Annotated in this window: 14 protein-coding genes; 8 read left to right on the forward strand and 6 right to left on the reverse strand. The window is 44.6% G+C overall.

Annotation, left to right across the window (positions count from 1 at the left end; genetic code table 11):
• The first annotated feature begins 123 nt into the window (after positions 1-123).
• Positions 124-420, forward strand: a complete 297-nt coding sequence (gene yhbY, locus J4N37_RS12845; protein ID WP_010450084.1) for a ribosome assembly RNA-binding protein YhbY — start codon at positions 124-126, stop codon at positions 418-420.
• A gap of 66 nt (positions 421-486) precedes the next feature.
• Here yhbY and greA read toward each other — a convergent pair whose 3' ends face one another.
• Positions 487-960: a transcription elongation factor GreA gene (gene greA / locus J4N37_RS12850; RefSeq protein ID WP_010450086.1), complete on the reverse strand. Its 474-nt coding sequence runs from the start codon at positions 958-960 to the stop codon at positions 487-489.
• A gap of 536 nt (positions 961-1,496) precedes the next feature.
• Between greA and J4N37_RS12855 the strand changes: the two genes are divergently transcribed.
• The gene (locus J4N37_RS12855) at positions 1,497-2,495 is read left to right on the forward strand and encodes a porin (protein WP_045393930.1); all 999 of its coding nucleotides are present in this window, start codon (positions 1,497-1,499) and stop codon (positions 2,493-2,495) included.
• Between the two features lie 113 nt (positions 2,496-2,608).
• The gene (dacB, locus tag J4N37_RS12860; RefSeq protein ID WP_252042144.1) at positions 2,609-4,033 is read left to right on the forward strand and encodes a serine-type D-Ala-D-Ala carboxypeptidase; all 1,425 of its coding nucleotides are present in this window, start codon (positions 2,609-2,611) and stop codon (positions 4,031-4,033) included.
• On the opposite strand, the gene J4N37_RS12865 is transcribed toward dacB, so the two are convergent.
• Entirely contained in the window at positions 4,012-4,857 is an 846-nt protein-coding gene (locus J4N37_RS12865; protein ID WP_252041117.1) for a magnesium transporter, read from the reverse strand. The genes dacB and J4N37_RS12865 overlap by 22 nt on opposite strands.
• Before the next feature lie 20 nt (positions 4,858-4,877).
• On the opposite strand from J4N37_RS12865, the gene J4N37_RS12870 reads away from it, so the two are divergent.
• The gene (locus J4N37_RS12870) at positions 4,878-5,138 is read left to right on the forward strand and encodes an ABC transporter substrate-binding protein (RefSeq protein WP_252041119.1); all 261 of its coding nucleotides are present in this window, start codon (positions 4,878-4,880) and stop codon (positions 5,136-5,138) included.
• Positions 5,139-5,279: 141 nt separating this feature from the next.
• Here the strand turns inward: J4N37_RS12870 and tyrS are convergent, their stop codons facing one another.
• A complete protein-coding gene (tyrS, locus tag J4N37_RS12875; protein ID WP_005439437.1) occupies positions 5,280-6,467 on the reverse strand; it encodes a tyrosine--tRNA ligase in 1,188 nt (395 codons plus the stop codon).
• Between the two features lie 129 nt (positions 6,468-6,596).
• Between tyrS and shyC the strand changes: the two genes are divergently transcribed.
• The gene (gene shyC, locus J4N37_RS12880) at positions 6,597-7,889 is read left to right on the forward strand and encodes a peptidoglycan DD-endopeptidase ShyC (RefSeq protein ID WP_071235320.1); all 1,293 of its coding nucleotides are present in this window, start codon (positions 6,597-6,599) and stop codon (positions 7,887-7,889) included.
• 38 nt (positions 7,890-7,927) lie between these two features.
• Here the strand turns inward: shyC and J4N37_RS12885 are convergent, their stop codons facing one another.
• The 3 genes from J4N37_RS12885 to erpA form a co-directional block, all read right to left on the reverse strand.
• Complete coding sequence (locus tag J4N37_RS12885; RefSeq protein ID WP_252041121.1) at positions 7,928-11,062, reverse strand: efflux RND transporter permease subunit; 3,135 nt, start codon at positions 11,060-11,062, stop codon at positions 7,928-7,930.
• 9 nt (positions 11,063-11,071) lie between these two features.
• Positions 11,072-12,187 carry an efflux RND transporter periplasmic adaptor subunit gene (locus tag J4N37_RS12890; protein ID WP_252041123.1) on the reverse strand — a complete coding sequence of 372 codons (1,116 nt, stop codon included), beginning with the start codon at positions 12,185-12,187 and terminating at the stop codon, positions 11,072-11,074.
• A gap of 114 nt (positions 12,188-12,301) precedes the next feature.
• Positions 12,302-12,643 (reverse strand): iron-sulfur cluster insertion protein ErpA, encoded by a 342-nt coding sequence (gene erpA / locus J4N37_RS12895; protein WP_005439421.1) that lies wholly within the window; start codon positions 12,641-12,643, stop codon positions 12,302-12,304.
• Between the two features lie 246 nt (positions 12,644-12,889).
• Between erpA and hemL the strand changes: the two genes are divergently transcribed.
• The 3 genes from hemL to rsmC all read left to right on the forward strand — a co-directional run bounded on the left by hemL (position 12,890) and on the right by rsmC (position 16,728).
• Positions 12,890-14,185 carry a glutamate-1-semialdehyde 2,1-aminomutase gene (gene hemL / locus J4N37_RS12900; protein ID WP_009707535.1) on the forward strand — a complete coding sequence of 432 codons (1,296 nt, stop codon included), beginning with the start codon at positions 12,890-12,892 and terminating at the stop codon, positions 14,183-14,185.
• Between the two features lie 358 nt (positions 14,186-14,543).
• The gene (locus J4N37_RS12905; protein WP_009707537.1) at positions 14,544-15,629 is read left to right on the forward strand and encodes an AI-2E family transporter; all 1,086 of its coding nucleotides are present in this window, start codon (positions 14,544-14,546) and stop codon (positions 15,627-15,629) included.
• A gap of 76 nt (positions 15,630-15,705) precedes the next feature.
• Positions 15,706-16,728 carry a 16S rRNA (guanine(1207)-N(2))-methyltransferase RsmC gene (gene rsmC / locus J4N37_RS12910; RefSeq protein WP_252041125.1) on the forward strand — a complete coding sequence of 341 codons (1,023 nt, stop codon included), beginning with the start codon at positions 15,706-15,708 and terminating at the stop codon, positions 16,726-16,728.
• Positions 16,729-16,940: the final 212 nt, after the last annotated feature.

The raw sequence follows: 16,940 nt of genomic DNA on the forward strand, positions 1-16,940 counted from the left end.
GCGTAATTAGGAGCTATTGTTCTAATAGGCTCAACCTATTACTCAATAAATTATAGTCTTCAGCAATAGATGGCGTTAAAATAGCTTTTTTCAACCCTTATTTTAAAGAAAATTGGCCGCGTAATGAACCTAAGCACCAAACAAAAGCAGCACCTAAAAGGCCTGGCTCACAGTTTAAAACCTGTTGTGCTAATGGGCGCAAATGGACTTACAGAAGCCGTGCTAGCAGAAATTGAAATCGCTCTAAACCACCACGAACTGATCAAGATTAAAGTTGCATCAGAAGACCGTGAAACAAAGCAGCTAATCATTGATGCTATTGTGCGTGAAACTGGCGCAGAAAAAGTACAAGTTATTGGTAAAACACTTGTCCTATACCGTCAATCTGAAGAACGTAAGATCGAAATTCCACGCAAGTAATTTCAGTTCTTAGCTTCAGAAAAAAAGGTCGCTTAATGCGACCTTTTTTGTATTTAAACAACAGTATTAGACGTACTCTACGCTGTCGATTTCAAAGTCTTTAGCACCGCCAGGGGTCTGAATCACGACTTCATCACCTTCCATCTTACCAATCAAGCCGCGGGCAATCGGTGAACTAATAGAAATACGACCCGCTTTGATATCCGCTTCGTCATCACCAACGATTTGGTAAGTTTTCTCATCTTCTGTATCACAATCGATCAGGGTAACTGTCGAACCAAAGATAACCTTACCAGTGTTATCCATTTTCGTTACATCAATCACTTGAGCAACAGACAGCTTGTACTCAATATCACGAATCTGAGCTTCACAGATGCCTTGCTCTTCGCGTGCTGCGTGATACTCCGCATTTTCCTTTAAATCACCTAGTTCACGAGCCTCTGCGATCGCTTCAGAAATTTGAGGGCGAAGCTTAAGTAGACGATCTAGTTCTGTGCGTAGGAGTTGTTCACCACGCAGTGTCATTGGAACTTTTTCCATTATATAACCTCAAGGCCAAAGGGTTCTTTGGACAAAAAAAACCTACCCAATCTAAAAGATTAGGTAGTGAGTTAATTGATGCATTTCTTCTAGTTTAAACAAACTCTAGGGTGAAATCACCCTAATTTAAAAACCGTCGAAATAACGTGATGTAATGCACTTAAATGCAGCAAACTTAGTTTCGAGATACATCTCAAATTATTGAAAAACAGCTAGCTAGCCACACACAAAAACATCAAAAAAGATAAAAACAAATCAATGTCAGAACCAAGCAAACCACGACATATCCAATAAAATACAACAACTTAAATTATAAAAACCAGCAATCGAACAGTGTTCATCAGTTCAATTTATATCATTTTACTAACTCATAATGAAACTTTAGCAGTAAAACATGTCCGGCAAGTTATTACGTCATAGTGTTTTCGAAAGTGAAGTTTTCTCATAAATGAAACTATACGCATAACAATAACTTGTGAGAGATTACCTCTCCCCCATAAAACAATGATTATGGACAGCTAACTAGGACAAATAAGATGAAAAAGACTCTAATTGCTCTTTCTGTATCTGCAGCAGCTATGGCAACTGGCGTTAACGCAGCTGAACTTTACAACCAAGACGGCACTTCTCTAGAGATGGGTGGCCGCGCTGAAGCACGTCTATCTCTAAAAGATGGCAAAGCTGAAGATAAATCTCGCATCCGTCTAAACTTCCTTGGCACTCAAGCGATCAACGACAACCTATACGGTGTTGGTTTCTGGGAAGGCGAATTCACTACAGCTGAAAATGGTGACGTAGATGGCAACAGCAATCTAGACACTCGTTACGCGTATGCTGGTCTAGGTGGCGCATTCGGTGAGATCACTTACGGTAAAAACGACGGTGCACTGGGCGTTATCACTGATTTCACAGATATCATGGCTTACCACGGTAACTCTGCGGCAGATAAACTAGCTGTTGCTGATCGTTCAGACAACATGGTTTCTTACAAAGGCCAATTCGAAAACCTAGCTGTTAAAGCAAGCTACCGTTTTGCGGACCGTATCGAAAACACTGCTGGTACTGAGTACACAGACAACGGTGAAGATGGTTACTCTCTATCTGCAATTTACGCACTAGGCGAAACTGGTCTTGAGCTAGGTGCTGGTTACGCAGATCAAGACGAAGCTAACGAGTACATGCTTGCTGCGTCTTACACAATGGGCGACCTATACTTCGCTGGTGTATTCACTGACGGCGAAAAAGCTAAGAAAGATGGTGACTACACAGGTTACGAACTAGCGGGTGCTTACACTCTTGGTCAAACTGTATTTACAACGACATACAACAACGCAGAGACTAACGATGAAACTTCTGCTAACAACGTTGCTGTCGACGCATCTTACTACTTTAAGCCTAACTTCCGTGGTTACGTATCATACAACTTCAACCTAATCGACTCTGGCGATAAACTAGGTAAAGTTGGCGGTAACACGGTTGCATCTAAGATGGATTCTGAAGACGAGCTAGCTCTAGGTCTACGCTACGACTTCTAATTGAGTCTTTAGACTTGAAGAAATGCCCGCACATTGCGGGCATTTTTGTATTCAGATATTCACACAAATTCAGTATATACTCTCCTCATCGACCACAAGAAAGTATCATCACCATGCGTATACATTGGCCAATTTGCTTTTTCTTTTATTGCTTCAGCATGATTGTCCATGCATACCCATATCAAGAGGTACTTCCTGATGGGGTACGCCTTAGCCTAGTCGCTGAAAAATTGAGTGATCAAACTGAGCTGCTAGGCTCAGCACCAAGTTCTCAGCTGTTTCCGCCAGCAAGTACCCTAAAAGTCGTCACCGCACTAGCGGCAAAGTTAGAGCTCGGAGATAGCTTCAGCTTTACCACCAGCCTTTCCAAAGCTAATGACGATCTTGTCATGTCATTTAGTGGCGATCCCACGTTAACAAGCAAAGACTTAAGTAACCTGCTGGATCAACTAAAAAAAAGCGGTATTACCGAAATTAAAGGAAATGTCTGGTTAGATGACGCTATGTTTGTTGGTTATGACCGCGCCGTAGGCTGGCCATGGGATATTCTAGGCGTGTGTTACAGTGCCCCAGCCAGTGCGATTACATTAAATGAGAATTGTGTTCAGGCGTCTATTTATACTCAAGACAATGGTAAAACGCGGGTATTTGTCCCAGAGCATCAACCAATCCATGTTTCAACCTCAGCAATTACCGTTAGCAAGTCGGGTCAGAAAGCAAAACATTGTGACTTAGACCTTATTGCACACTCCTCAAACCAATACGAGCTCAAAGGGTGCCTAGTTAAACGTGATAAACCGCTGCCACTTAAATTTGCGGTGCAAGACCCTAGAGCGTATACCAGTCGAGTCGTCTATACATTACTGCGCCAAAAAGGAATTAAGCTCCACGGGCAAGTATTGATTGGAGCTCCCCAAAATGACATCAACACGAAGTTTATTGCCAGCCACCACTCTAAAGCTTTGCCAGCCTTGCTTGAAGAAATGTTAAAGCGCTCAGACAACCTAATTGCGGATACTTTAACTAAAACTCTAGGCCACCATTTTTATATTCAGCCTGGCAGTTTTAGAAATGGCACCGAAGCGATAAAGCAAATCATATTTGCCAATACTTCTATTGATATAAAAAATGCACAGCTCGAAGATGGCTCTGGTTTATCGCGTAATAACCGCATATCAGCCGCATCAATGGCTGACATCCTTCGTTATATATGGAAGCATGATAAAGAGCTAAACCTGATTGCAATCATGCCTAAATCCGGTGAATCGGGCACTTTGAAATACAGGCAGAGTATGCGTAAGGCACCAATAAAAGGGCAATTAATCGCAAAAAGTGGTTCGCTTTACGGGACGTATAATATGGCGGGTTATGGACTTGATAAAAACGGCAAACCAAACACCTTGTTTGTTCAGTTTGTGTCGGACTACTTTCCAGAAAAAAGGGACGATAACAAACCTGTCATCGCCCCTATCACCCGTTTTGAAAAACTGTTCTATCAAGACATTGTGAGCTTCAGTCAGACAATACCCAAGAAGTAGTTCACCACGGTAAAGTAGATCCACATCCCTGATATATCGACAATCGATGCTAATACTGGACTCACCAATACGGCAGGGTCTAGTTTAAAAGCTCGAGCAATAATAGGTAGCAAACCGCCAAGCGTGGTAGAAATAGTCACCTGAATAAATAGTGCAACCGCAATAGCCAATGCGATATCCTCAAGCGCAAAGCCGCCCGTTGACTGCCCGTTGCTAAAAAGCATAATACGTCCCACCATCACAACGGCGATCGCTAATGCAATAAATAGCGCTACGCGGCTTTCTTTCCATAGAACTTCTAACCATTGGCGCTTCTTAAGTTCTCCAGTTGCAAGAGCACGAATGACCAAGGTTGCAGCTTGTGTCCCCGTATTACCACCCGCAGCAGCAATCACTGGCATGTACACCGCAAGTAAAACGAGCTGGCTCAAGGTGTCTTCATACTGCGCGATGATTAAACCAGACACAATTCCGAGCAACGCAAGTGCAATGATCCAGCCAATACGCTGCTTCACATGCCCTAGTACACTCGTGGAAAGATAACCGTCAGGTGTATCAACTTCAGATATATGGAGGCCTAACTGGTGAGCATAGTGACGAGCACGTTTGTCATGCCCAGCTTGTTCAAGTTGAGCAATAAGGCTATTTACATAGCCAACCGAGCAGTGTTGCAAGATACCAACTGCCTCATCAATAGGCATGATTGTTAATAAGTGCAGTTGCTGCTCTTGCTCGTATTGCAAAAACGCATTACGAGCGGCACCAATTTCTACTTCAGAAAAGCTTGGTGTTGTTTCAATAAAAGTGTTGTTCATTACCGTCATGGCGAATCTCCCGATTGGCATTGGTAACGACCATCGACAACGCACGCAAACAACGTTCAATACACCCGCTTCATAGATTTGAAACTTGGGGCGCACGAAAACATCAATGCCAAAGCACTGTCTATTCAGAATTTATGAAAGGAAATAACAAGAAGGAAAAATTAGAAAAGATGCCTCACCACTCAGGTAAGGCGGAGATCGCCAATACCGAAGCGGGTTATTTCGCTCCCTTAATCTTACTCACCCAGCAACTGGGAGGATGGTCGGTATTGTTCATGTAAATCTCCGATAAAGCTGCTCATCTAGCAGCGCGCGTATAGTAGCAAAGTTAGACAACTTTTACAGTTCATCTCAGGCTAATTCACCAAATTTTTATACAAAAAAAGCGCCATATAGGCGCTTTCATTTTGAACAGTTATTGATTACTTAATAGTAATACGTGCGAATTTACGTTTACCGACTTGGAATACGTAAGTGCCTGCTTCAGGAGCAAACTTCGCATCAGCAACTTTCTCGCCTTCGATCTTAGCAGCGCCTTGTTTAACCATACGCATTGCTTCAGAAGTTGAAGCACATAGACCCGCTTCCTTCAGTAGGTTTGCTACTGGAGTGCCTGCTTCAAAATCAAACTCTGGCATTTCGTCAGGGATTTGGTTCTTAGCAAAACGGTTCACGAACTCTTGCTCAGCAGCATCTGCATCCGCTTCACTGTGGAAACGTGCAATGATCTCTTTCGCTAGCAGTACTTTGATATCACGTGGGTTCTTACCTGCTTCCACGTCAGCTTTGAACTGTGCAATTTCTTCTAGAGGACGGAAAGACAATAGCTCGTAGTAGCTCCACATTAGATCGTCAGAGATAGACATGATCTTACCAAACATTTCGCTTGGCGCTTCGCTGATGCCAATGTAGTTGCCTGACGATTTAGACATCTTCTTCTCGCCGTCTAAACCAACTAGAAGCGGCATCATCAGTACAACTTGAGGTTTTTGACCGTGAGATTTTTGCAGTTCACGCCCCATTAGTAGGTTGAACTTCTGGTCAGTACCACCCAGTTCAACGTCAGTTTCCATTGCTACTGAATCCCAGCCTTGAAGCAGTGGGTACATGAACTCGTGGATAGCGATTGGCTGACCGCCTGCATAACGCTTTTTGAAGTCGTCACGCTCAAGCATACGAGCAACAGTTTGGTTCGCAGCAAGACGAATCATACCTTCTGCGCCTAGCTCAGATAGCCACTCAGAGTTGAACTGAATTTTAGTCTTAGCTGGATCTAGGATCTTGAACACCTGCTCTTTGTACGTTTCAGCGTTACGTAGAACGTCTTCACGACTTAGCGGTGGACGAGTTGTGTTCTTACCTGTTGGGTCACCAACCATTGCAGTGAAGTCACCGATTAGGAACGTCACTTCATGACCTAGTTCTTGGAACAAGCGAAGCTTATTGAAAATAACCGTATGGCCTAGGTGAATATCAGGTGCTGTTGGATCGGCGCCTAATTTAATACGTAGAGGACGACCTTCTTTTAGTTTTGCGATAAGCTCTTCTTCTGGAATCAGCTCTTCAACACCGCGCTTAATCTCGGCTAGTGCAGCTTCAATGCTCGCCATTCTTGTTCACTCCCACAGATTTGGCAAAAAGTTAATAGCTGGACATCTTACTTGAATAGCGATGCATTTTGAAACACGTTAGACTAGGTAGTTGTCATTTTTTACGTTTAAATCAGTTATCCAATACTCATGCATTCATTTTTCGTCCGACTTCCACTCTTGCACAAAGTATTGATCGGTGTTTTTAGTGCTCTCATTGTTGTTGCACTGTTTTTTTTACCCGATCCTCAAGACCTAGCACCAGAGCAAAGCCGATTAGAAATCGGCCAGCATTACCCTGTCCCCCTTTCTCTGCCAACAAACTTATCTAACCCATCCCTTAGCTCACTTCCTTCAGTGCTAAGATGGGAAACACATACGGTGAAAAATGGTGAGAGTGCTGCGGTGCTATTCAATCGTATCGGCTTATCACCTCGTCTTCTCCACGACCTGATTACGACTAATAAAGAGATCAAAAATCAGCTTACCCGCCTTCGTCCGGGAGACGAGCTTAAGTTTGGTTTTGATGAGAACAATAATTTTGTTCAGCTAAAACGCACACTCAACGCATTCGAGACATTTAGAATTAAGTCTGAGGGTGGCAAATACATCTCTCAAGTTGATAAAAAAGAAGTCGATTACCAATACAACTACGCTGAAGCGACCATCAAATCTAACTTCTGGAATGCCGGAATTTCTTCGGGTTTAAATGCTAACCAGATTATGGAGCTGGCTGGGATCTTTGGTTGGGACATCGACTTTGCTTTGGACATTCGTAAAAACGACACTTTTCGCGTACTTTATCAAGAAGAGGTGGTTGAAGGTGAAGTAATTGGACGCGGCAAAATCATCGCAGCAATATTCCACAACCAAGGCGATAAGTTTACCGCTATTTTGGATGAGAAAACGGGGAAATACTACGATGAGAACGGCCGCGCCATGAAGAAAGCTTTCTTGCGTGCACCTTTGGATTTTCGTCGTGTAACATCAAACTTCAACCCTCGCCGTTTACACCCTGTGACTGGCAAAGTCCGCCCTCACCGAGGGACAGACTATGCTGCTCCGGTGGGTACGCCAATTTGGGCAGCTGGTGACGGTGTCGTACAGAAGTCTGCTTATAATAAGTTCAACGGTAACTATGTCTTTATTAAGCACAGTAATACTTACATTACCAAGTACTTACACTTAACTAAGAGAATGGTAAAAACAGGCCAACGTGTTAAACAAGGACAAACTATCGGCACCTTGGGTGGAACAGGTCGAGTAACTGGTCCGCACTTACACTATGAGTTTTTAGTCAATGGCGTTCATAAGAATGCGAGAACGGTTAAATTACCACAGTCCAAATCGCTAACCGGCAAAGCAAAGCAAACCTTTATGGCGAATGCAAAAATCAGCATGGCCAAACTAGATCGCTACAGTAAATTGCTCGCAATGAAGTAATTAAAACGATTTAAATTGAACAATAACTAAGAGGCAGCCTAAGCTGCCTCTTTTGTTTTAGGGTCAGGTTCATCAATATTGTGTTCACGGCCAAGCATCAACAGACACGGTGTCAGCACCAAGGTCAACACAGTCGCAAAAGCCAAACCACCAGCGACTGCAGTGGCTAACTGCGACCACCACTGTGTGCTCGGTGCACCAAATTCTATTTTCTGGTTCACCAAATCGATGTTCATCTCTAATACCATCGGCAACAAGCCAAGTATCGTTGTTACCGTGGTCAATAGCACTGGGCGCAGACGTTGTACGCCGGTACGCAAAATCGCGTCTGATTTTTCTAACCCACGTTTACGCATCTGATTGTAAGTATCTATCAATACAATATTGTTGTTCACAACAATCCCGGCCAGTGCGATCACTCCAATGCCCGACATAATAATGCCGAATGGCTTTTGGAAAATCAGCAATCCAGCAAACACACCGACCGTAGAGAAAAGCACTGCACTTAGGATCAAAAAGGCTTGATAGAAGCTATTAAACTGAGTAATCAAAATAAGCGCCATCACACCAAGAGCAACCATAAAAGCATTTTGCAAGAAAGCGGAAGAGTTCTCTTGCTCTTCGTTTTGCCCTCGAATTTTAAACTCAATCCCAGCCGGTAAACCCAATTGCGCCACTTCCGCCACTATCTTTGGCAGCTCTAGTGCGAGGTTATACCCCTCAACCATATCCGCTTTGATATTTACCACTCGGCGCCCATCAACTCGGCGAATCGTATCCTGCTTATGATCCGGTTTAATTTGAGCAAAGTTAGTAATCGGTACTAAGCCCGCAGCCGTTTTCACTCTCAGCTGATCAAAACGCCCAATATCACGCTTATCTTGCGGATAACGTACTAAGATATCGACTTCTTCATCGGCATCATCCGGAAGATAATCACCAATCTTCAAACCGTTAGTGACAAACTGGACGGTGTTACCAACTAGAGTCGCATCAGCGGCAAAGCGAGAAGCATCGTCCCTGCGGATATCAATCTGCCAATCAATCCCTTCTTTATTAGTGGTATCACTCAAGTTAGTTAGCGCAGGGTTACGATCAGCCCAGTGACGAACCACTTTGGCTGCACTGTCTAATTGGTCAATGCTTGAATTTTGCGCCGACATTTCAATCACGAGATCATGCTCAACTGGTGGTCCGGCATCGGGGAATTTGTACTCCAATTCCACGCCTGAGAATTGGTTAGTGGTTTGTTTGAGTTCTTCAATGATGTCTTTCACTTTACGGCGATATTGCCAGTCAACAGGGGTAATCTGAATTTGACCAATCTCATCACCATCATTTGAATCGGAGCCTGTGCGCGTGTAGACACTTTCAAACTCATCATGCCCTAACATTACTTTCTCAATCTCTTTCATTACGATGTCTTTCTCATTGATCGACAAATCACCATAAGAACGCACTTTGACAGTAAAGAAAGCGGGATCCACTTCAGGGAAGAACTCCGCCCCTAGTCCCGCTTTGTTATAAGTAAAGCCGACACCACCAGCGAGTAGTATGGCGCTGAATAGAACTTTCAGTGGATGCTTGATAGCGACCGAGAGCGTTTGATAGTAAAGCTTGGTAATACCGGTGGCCTTATCAAACTCGCCATTATGAAGATCAATCATCTCTTGCTGGCTTTTAGGGTTAACCACTTGTGGCTTACCAATAATTCCACCAATGACCGGCACGAACAGCAGCGCCATCATTAACGAAGCTGTTAACGTCGCAATCAAGGTTAATGGCAAGTACTTCATAAACTCGCCCGTAATGTCCGGCCAGAACAATAGCGGAGCAAACGCAGCAAGAGTAGTCGCAGTAGATGCCGTAATAGGCCAAGCCATCCGTTTTGCCGCGTCTCGATATGCTTCTTTACGTGGCGTACCTTCTTGCATACGCCTATCAGCAAATTCGGTCACCACGATAGCACCATCCACCAGCATACCGACTGCCATGATCAGCGCGAAGAGCACGACAATGTTGACCGTTAAGCCAAATACCGAAAGCACCAATAAGCCCGTAAGGAATGAGCCAGGAATGGAAATGCCTACCAAGAGAGCGGTTCGCACACCAAGTATCGCGATAATGACGATAACCACTAAGATAATCGCGGAAAGGATATTGTTTTGTAGATCACTAAGCATCAGCTTGACATCGTCAGACTGATCCCACGTATACTTAACTTGCAGGTTATTTGGCCAATCCGCTCGCTTTTGAGCTTCAACTAGGACTTGCTTAACGAGTTCAACCGTTTCGATAATGTTTTCGCCCGCACGTTTTTTAACATTCAATACGACAGCCGGATCACCATCCAAGCGAGCAAAGCTTTCAGGGTCACGGAAGGCTCGGCGCACTGTCGCAACATCATCAAAAGTGATCACCTCTTTGCCATTAACCTTGATCGGCAACTCTAATACGTCTTTTAGAGAATCAAATACGGAAGGGACTTTAACCGAGAAGCGACCATAACCCGTATCGACAAAGCCGGCAGCAACCACTCGGTTGTTTAAAGCAATCAAATTGTAGATATCGGCTTGATCCAAACCGTAACTTTCCATCAATAGCGGATCGACCACGATCTCAACGATGTCTTCACGATCACCGGCAATATCAACTTCCAATACCTGACGATAGCTTTCTAGCTTGTCACGCAGTGCTCGAGCAATCTGCACTGTGGTGCGCTCAGGAACCGTGCCATACAAAACCAGTGTGAGAACCGGCTCCTCGGAAGCAAATGTTACCTCGTTTACTGTCGGCTCATCGCTATCTGCTGGCAGTTTGGGCTTAGCGAGATCAACCGCATCACGCACATCAGCCATGGCCTCAGCTAGGTCAACACCAACACTAAATTCCAGCGTCACTGAGGCATGCCCTTCAGAGGCCACCGAGGTCATCTCTTTTACCCCTTCGATAGAACGCAGCTCTTGCTCTATTGGACGAACCAATAAGCGCTCCGCATCTGTTGGAGAAATACCTTGGTGCCCTACTGACACATAAATGATTGGGATTGTAATGTCTGGGCTCGATTCTTTAGGAATCGTAATGTAGGTAATCACGCCAGCAATAAGAATCATCACTAGCAAAGTTAACATCGTACGTGCACGCGATAACGCAGCATCAATCAAAGCAAACATATTGCCTCCTTATTGCTGGTTCACGGCTTCAATGGCGTCATCCACTTTGGTCGCCATCACTAAATCACCATCACGCGCAAAACCTTGCCCAAGTACAATGATGTCCACTTGGTCTCCCAACCCTGATAGCCAAACGCCATCTTTCTCGGCTTTCACAAGTTGAATCGGCACAAAATGGACATGTTGGTCTCGAAGCGTTTTGATACCAAGATTACCTGCTTCATCTAACGCGAGCATGGCTGCGGTTACTTTCACTGCCATCACTTCACTAAGCGACAATACCACTTCAGCGCTAACACCCGCAGGCATTGCACTTTCATCGTTGCTAATTTCAATCTCAATTGGGAAGGTATTGGTCGAAGTAGAAGATACGCGCCCGATATAACGAATTGAGCCTTGGTGGTGAAGGTTGTTGATAGTGCGAACGTCAGCGACTTGGCCTTCTTTTAAATACTGAATATGACGCTCGCTAACATCCGCTTCGATGACTAACTTTTCAAGGTCAATAACGGTGGCAATCGGATCGCCAACACCAACAAAGTCACCAACTTCAACGAATCTATGGTCAAGAATGCCATCGAAAGGCGCTCTTACTTTGGTATTTTTGAGTGCAGTTTCAACGTTACTTAGATTTGCTCGTGCATCAACCAATGCAGCTTGTGCTGTGGCAAACGCAACCTCCCCCTGTAAGCCTCGATTTTTCAGAGACTCTGCAGCTTTAAACTCTTTTTCTTTAACACGCAGCATCGCTTTGGCGCGTTTAAGCTGAATATCGAGGTCACGCTCATCAATATTGGCAATCACCTGCCCTTGTTTCACGCTTTGCCCTTTTTGCACATTCAAACTGATGATCTTACCTGCGACTTCTGCCCCTAGACGAGCTTGTCGATTTGGCGCGGTGCGACCGTACAGTTCAATGGTTTTGCTGGTTGGTTGGGCTGTAAAAGAGTTGAACATCACCTTAGCAACAGGTGTGTCTTCAGCTTGAGTGTTTGAAGGAGAAACCGTTTCGTCTTGTGCTTTAAGTTGACCCATTGCGAGCCAAGCAGCTAAAGCGATCACAAGCGTTAGAGAGACTAGCCATGGACGCTCTACAATACGACGTCCAAAAGAAGATCCAGACATACAAAGTCCTTTTTATTTTTAGCTCTCAGCTCTCTTTGGAACTGGGAGTGCGTTTACGTGACTTCCTGCTACGTAAAACTCAGGCAGCCAATTGGCTGCCTGTTGTCGTGTTAATTAAACACTGAATGATGCACCACAACCACAAGTTGTCGTCGCATTTGGGTTATTGACGAAGAAGCGAGCTCCTTCTAAACCTTCCGTGTAATCAACCACGCCACCGATTAGGTATTGCAGGCTCATTGGGTCTACAACCAGTGTTACACCACTGTTTACGATTGTTGTGTCGCCTTCATTTACGTTCTCATCAAATGTGAAGCCGTATTGGAAACCACTACAGCCGCCACCAGTAATGTATACGCGTAATTTCAGCGCTGGGTTTTCTTCTTCCGCAATCAACGTTTGAACGCGAGATGCCGCTGCATCAGAAAAAGATAATGGTACGTTTACTTCGCTCACGAAGACCTCTCTCACTCGTGTAATGCGTCAAGCCTGAAGCAAGACGTCAAATTTGTGCTAATTAGAGCGATTATCCAATACCTGACCAACTCGTTCAAGTATTCACCGCCGATTCTTTATATCCGATGCTGATATGTAAGATTACAACGCCAGACTACACATAAATTACCCAAAACGTTTCTAACTTGAGTTTAGCTAGGTACAATGCGCTCCACTTGGTCCGAGCAATCAAAAGAGGATAACCCCATGACCAAATCATCAGAGCTATATCAAAAGGCTCAGCAAACCATTCCTGGCGGTGTGAACTCACCAGTTCGTGCATTCAACGGCGTTGGCGGTTCTCCGCTATTTATCGAACGAGCAGACGGTGCCCTGATTTTTGATGCCGATGGTAAAGCGTACATTGATTACGTTGGCTCTTGGGGTCCTATGATTCTAGGTCATAACCACGCAGTAATCCGTGAAGCGGTTATCGATGCAGCACAACGCGGTCTAAGTTTCGGTGCACCAACTGAGATGGAAATTGCGATGGCTGAGCTTGTATCTGAGCTAGTGCCATCAATGGAACAAATCCGCATGGTGAGCTCTGGTACAGAAGCGACCATGAGTGCTATCCGTCTAGCTCGTGGCTTCACTGGTCGTGACAAGATCATGAAATTTGAAGGTTGTTACCACGGCCACGCTGACAGCTTGCTAGTAAAAGCGGGTTCTGGCGCACTAACTCTAGGTCAACCAAGCTCTCCTGGCGTTCCTGCAGATTTTGCTAAGCATACGCTAACGGCAACATTCAACGACCTAGATTCAGTACGTGAACTATTCGCAGCAAACAAAGGCGAAATCGCATGTATCATCGTTGAGCCAGTAGCGGGCAACATGAACTGTATCCCACCAGTAGAAGGCTTCCACGAAGGTCTTCGTGAAATCTGTGACCAAGAAGGCGCGCTACTGATTTTTGATGAAGTAATGACAGGCTTCCGCGTAGCACTAGGCGGCGCACAAGCACACTACAACATCAAACCAGATCTAACGACCCTAGGTAAAGTGATCGGTGGCGGTATGCCAGTGGGTGCTTTCGGTGGTCGTAAAGAAGTGATGCAATACGTAGCGCCGACAGGTCCTGTTTACCAAGCGGGTACGCTTTCAGGTAACCCTGTGGCGATGGCTGCGGGCTTTGCATGTTTGAACCTTCTAAAAGAAGAAGGCAACGAGAAACGTCTTGCGGCGAAAACAAAACAGCTTGCTGAAGGCTTCAAAGCACTTGCTGAGAAACACGGTATCCCAATGGTAGTAAACCAAGTGGGCGGTATGTTTGGCTTCTTCTTCACAGACCAAGAAACCGTAACATGCTACGAAGACGTGACTAAGTGCGACGTTGAGCGCTTCAAACGTTTCTTCCACCTAATGCTAAAACACGGTGTATACCTTGCACCATCAGCATTCGAAGCAAGCTTTACTTCTCTTGCTCATGGTTCAAAAGAAATCGACGCAACACTAGAAGCAGCAGATCGCTGTTTCGCGATTCTAGCAGAAGAAGCTAAGTAAGCTTTTTACTCGCACACCAAAAGCAAAAAAGGACCTTCAGGGTCCTTTTTTATTGTCTGAGCTATGCTTGCCAATTAAAAATCACGAGAATAGCGAGTACGCCGATAACAATACCAAACCACGGTATGCGTTTGTTTTTCTTCTCACTCTGACACTTCTTGTCACCGTTACAACAACCCATTTTTCTATCTCTTGATTGATAACTGCCTGATTTGTGGTCATTATAACAAGGTCCGTTGCACCTTCCCAATTCGGCTATGTCATAAGCTTGAAAGAATCGTCGGTGCAAAGTAATAAAGGTTTGACGCTGTGGTATAAAGCGCTAGCCGTAACATCATCCGTAAGTTGGATTAATCCCATGCCGAACAATGTAAAAATCACGTCGAGTCACCGAGTGTTAGTTGTTGCACTACTCGCCGCTGCTTTTGCCTGCTATTTATTGGTTGAACCCTACGTAAACTCAATCGTAATGGCCTTTATCATCTCGCTACTTATGTTCCCAATACATGAGTGGTTTGAGAGCAAAATGCCTAACCATAAAAACTTGGTCTCACTACTCTCTTGTGTGGTTCTAACCTTTATTATTGTGATTCCATTGTTGTTTGTCTTTGCTGCCATCGTTCAGCAAGGTTCCGTCTTTTCTCAAAATACCTATAAATGGGTGACCAATGGTGGTATCCAAGATATCTTCCAACACCCATGGGTAGTCAAAGGTTTAGCGCTAGTTAATGAGTACTTACCTTTCGATAAAATAGAACCTCAAGCTATCGCAGAGAAGATTGGTCAATTCGCCACATCATTTGGTTCAAACCTTGTTGCTATCAGTGCAAAAATCCTTGGTGATGCGACGAACTTCCTGATGGACTTCTTCCTGATGCTGTTTGTGTTGTTCTTCCTGTTGCGTGATCACGATAAGATCATCTCAGCAATGCGCCACATCTTGCCGCTTTCTCGTAGCCAAGAAGACAAGATTCTGACCGAGATTGAACAAGTATCGAAATCCGCAGTTATGGGGTCATTCTTGACCGCGATAGCTCAAGGTTTTGCAGGTGGTATTGGCATGTGGTTGGCAGGCTTCCCTGGCCTGTTCTGGGGCACTATGATGGGCTTCGCATCTTTCATTCCAGTCGTTGGTACCGCGTTAATTTGGATTCCGGCAGCCGCTTACTTATTCCTAACTGGTGATACGACTTGGGCCATTTTCCTAACGGTGTGGAGCGTGGTCGTGGTTGGCTCTATTGATAACCTGTTGCGTCCGCTGCTAATGCAAGGTAGCGCCGGCATGAACACCCTTATGATCTTCTTCTCATTACTAGGTGGTCTGCATCTGTTTGGTTTGATTGGTCTTATCTACGGTCCATTGATCTTTGCCGTGACCATGGTGTTGTTTAATATCTACGAAGAAGAGTTCAAAGACTTCCTCAACCAACAAGACAACAGCTAGTCATCGCTTAAGCACTTCAAGCTTGGGGCAGATTGTGCGAAAATCTGCCCCTAATTATTTCTAATGAACCTAATTTATGTCTGCTTACATCGCACCTAGCCAAATTGCTCAGCGCCAACTTGAGTATTTCAACGGAAAACACGTTTTAGTCGCAGGAGAAGTTGAAGACTTATTCCCGCTAGAGTTAGTGGAGCATTGCGAATCTGTAGAAGTGTTTACTTCCAACTACAGCTACTACCGCCAAATTCAAACCTCTGACAAAGTGAAAAGTCATTTTGGATCTGAGTTTGACGTTGAAACACAAGCAGACATGGTCCTTTTATACTGGCCAAAAGCTAAAGCTGAGGCGGAATATCTGCTAGCGATGTTGATGGCTAAGTTAGGCATCAATACAGAAATCGTCGTCGTTGGTGAGAACCGCTCAGGCATCAAGAGCATTGAGAAGATGTTCAAAGAATATGGCCCTGTGAACAAATACGACTCTGCACGTCGCTGTTCGTTCTATTGGGGCACTTGCCTTAACGAATCGAAACCGTTCAATCAAGCCGACTGGTTTAAGTCTTACTCCATCACTCTGGGTGAGCAATCACTTACGGTTAAGAGCCTTCCTGGTGTATTCAGTCATGGTGAATTTGACTTAGGTAGCCGCTTACTGCTTGAAACCCTGCCTAAACTGTCTGGCAAAGTGCTCGATTTTGGCTGTGGTGCAGGTGTGCTTGGTGCGTTTATGGCCAAAGCCAACCCAGAAATCGCAATCGAAATGTGTGATATCAACGCATACGCGATCACCTCTAGCCAAGCAACATTAGAGGCGAATGGGATAACTGGCCGTGTATTTGCGTCAGATATTTACTCTGATACCGCCAATGACTATCGCTTTATCATCAGTAACCCACCATTCCACAGCGGTTTAGATACCAACTACAACGCAGCAGAAACGCTGTTAGGTCAAGCACCACAGTACATGACAGCCGATGGTGAGATGGTAATCGTGGCTAATAGTTTCTTGAAATACCCACCAATTATTGAGCAAGCATTCAATAATTGCGAGACGCTAAATAAGACCAACAAGTTCTCTATTTACTACGCAAAAAAATAACGTTTTTAGTAACGCACGGTAGAATTACTGTGCGTTATTCACACATTAGTTGCCTCTCCCGCGAAAATTTGCGTTGTTCAGCACGGTTTACAACCAACTTTCTTGTCAAAGAAAAAAAACTCGTTAATTTTGTTAATTCTAACGAATTAACTTCTTATCCGTTTTTAACGAGAACCAAGGTAAGTCTTATCTTCAACAACTTACCGATTTAT

The organism is Vibrio sp. SCSIO 43153, assembly GCF_023716625.1.
Classification (GTDB): Bacteria; Pseudomonadota; Gammaproteobacteria; order Enterobacterales; family Vibrionaceae; genus Vibrio; species Vibrio rotiferianus.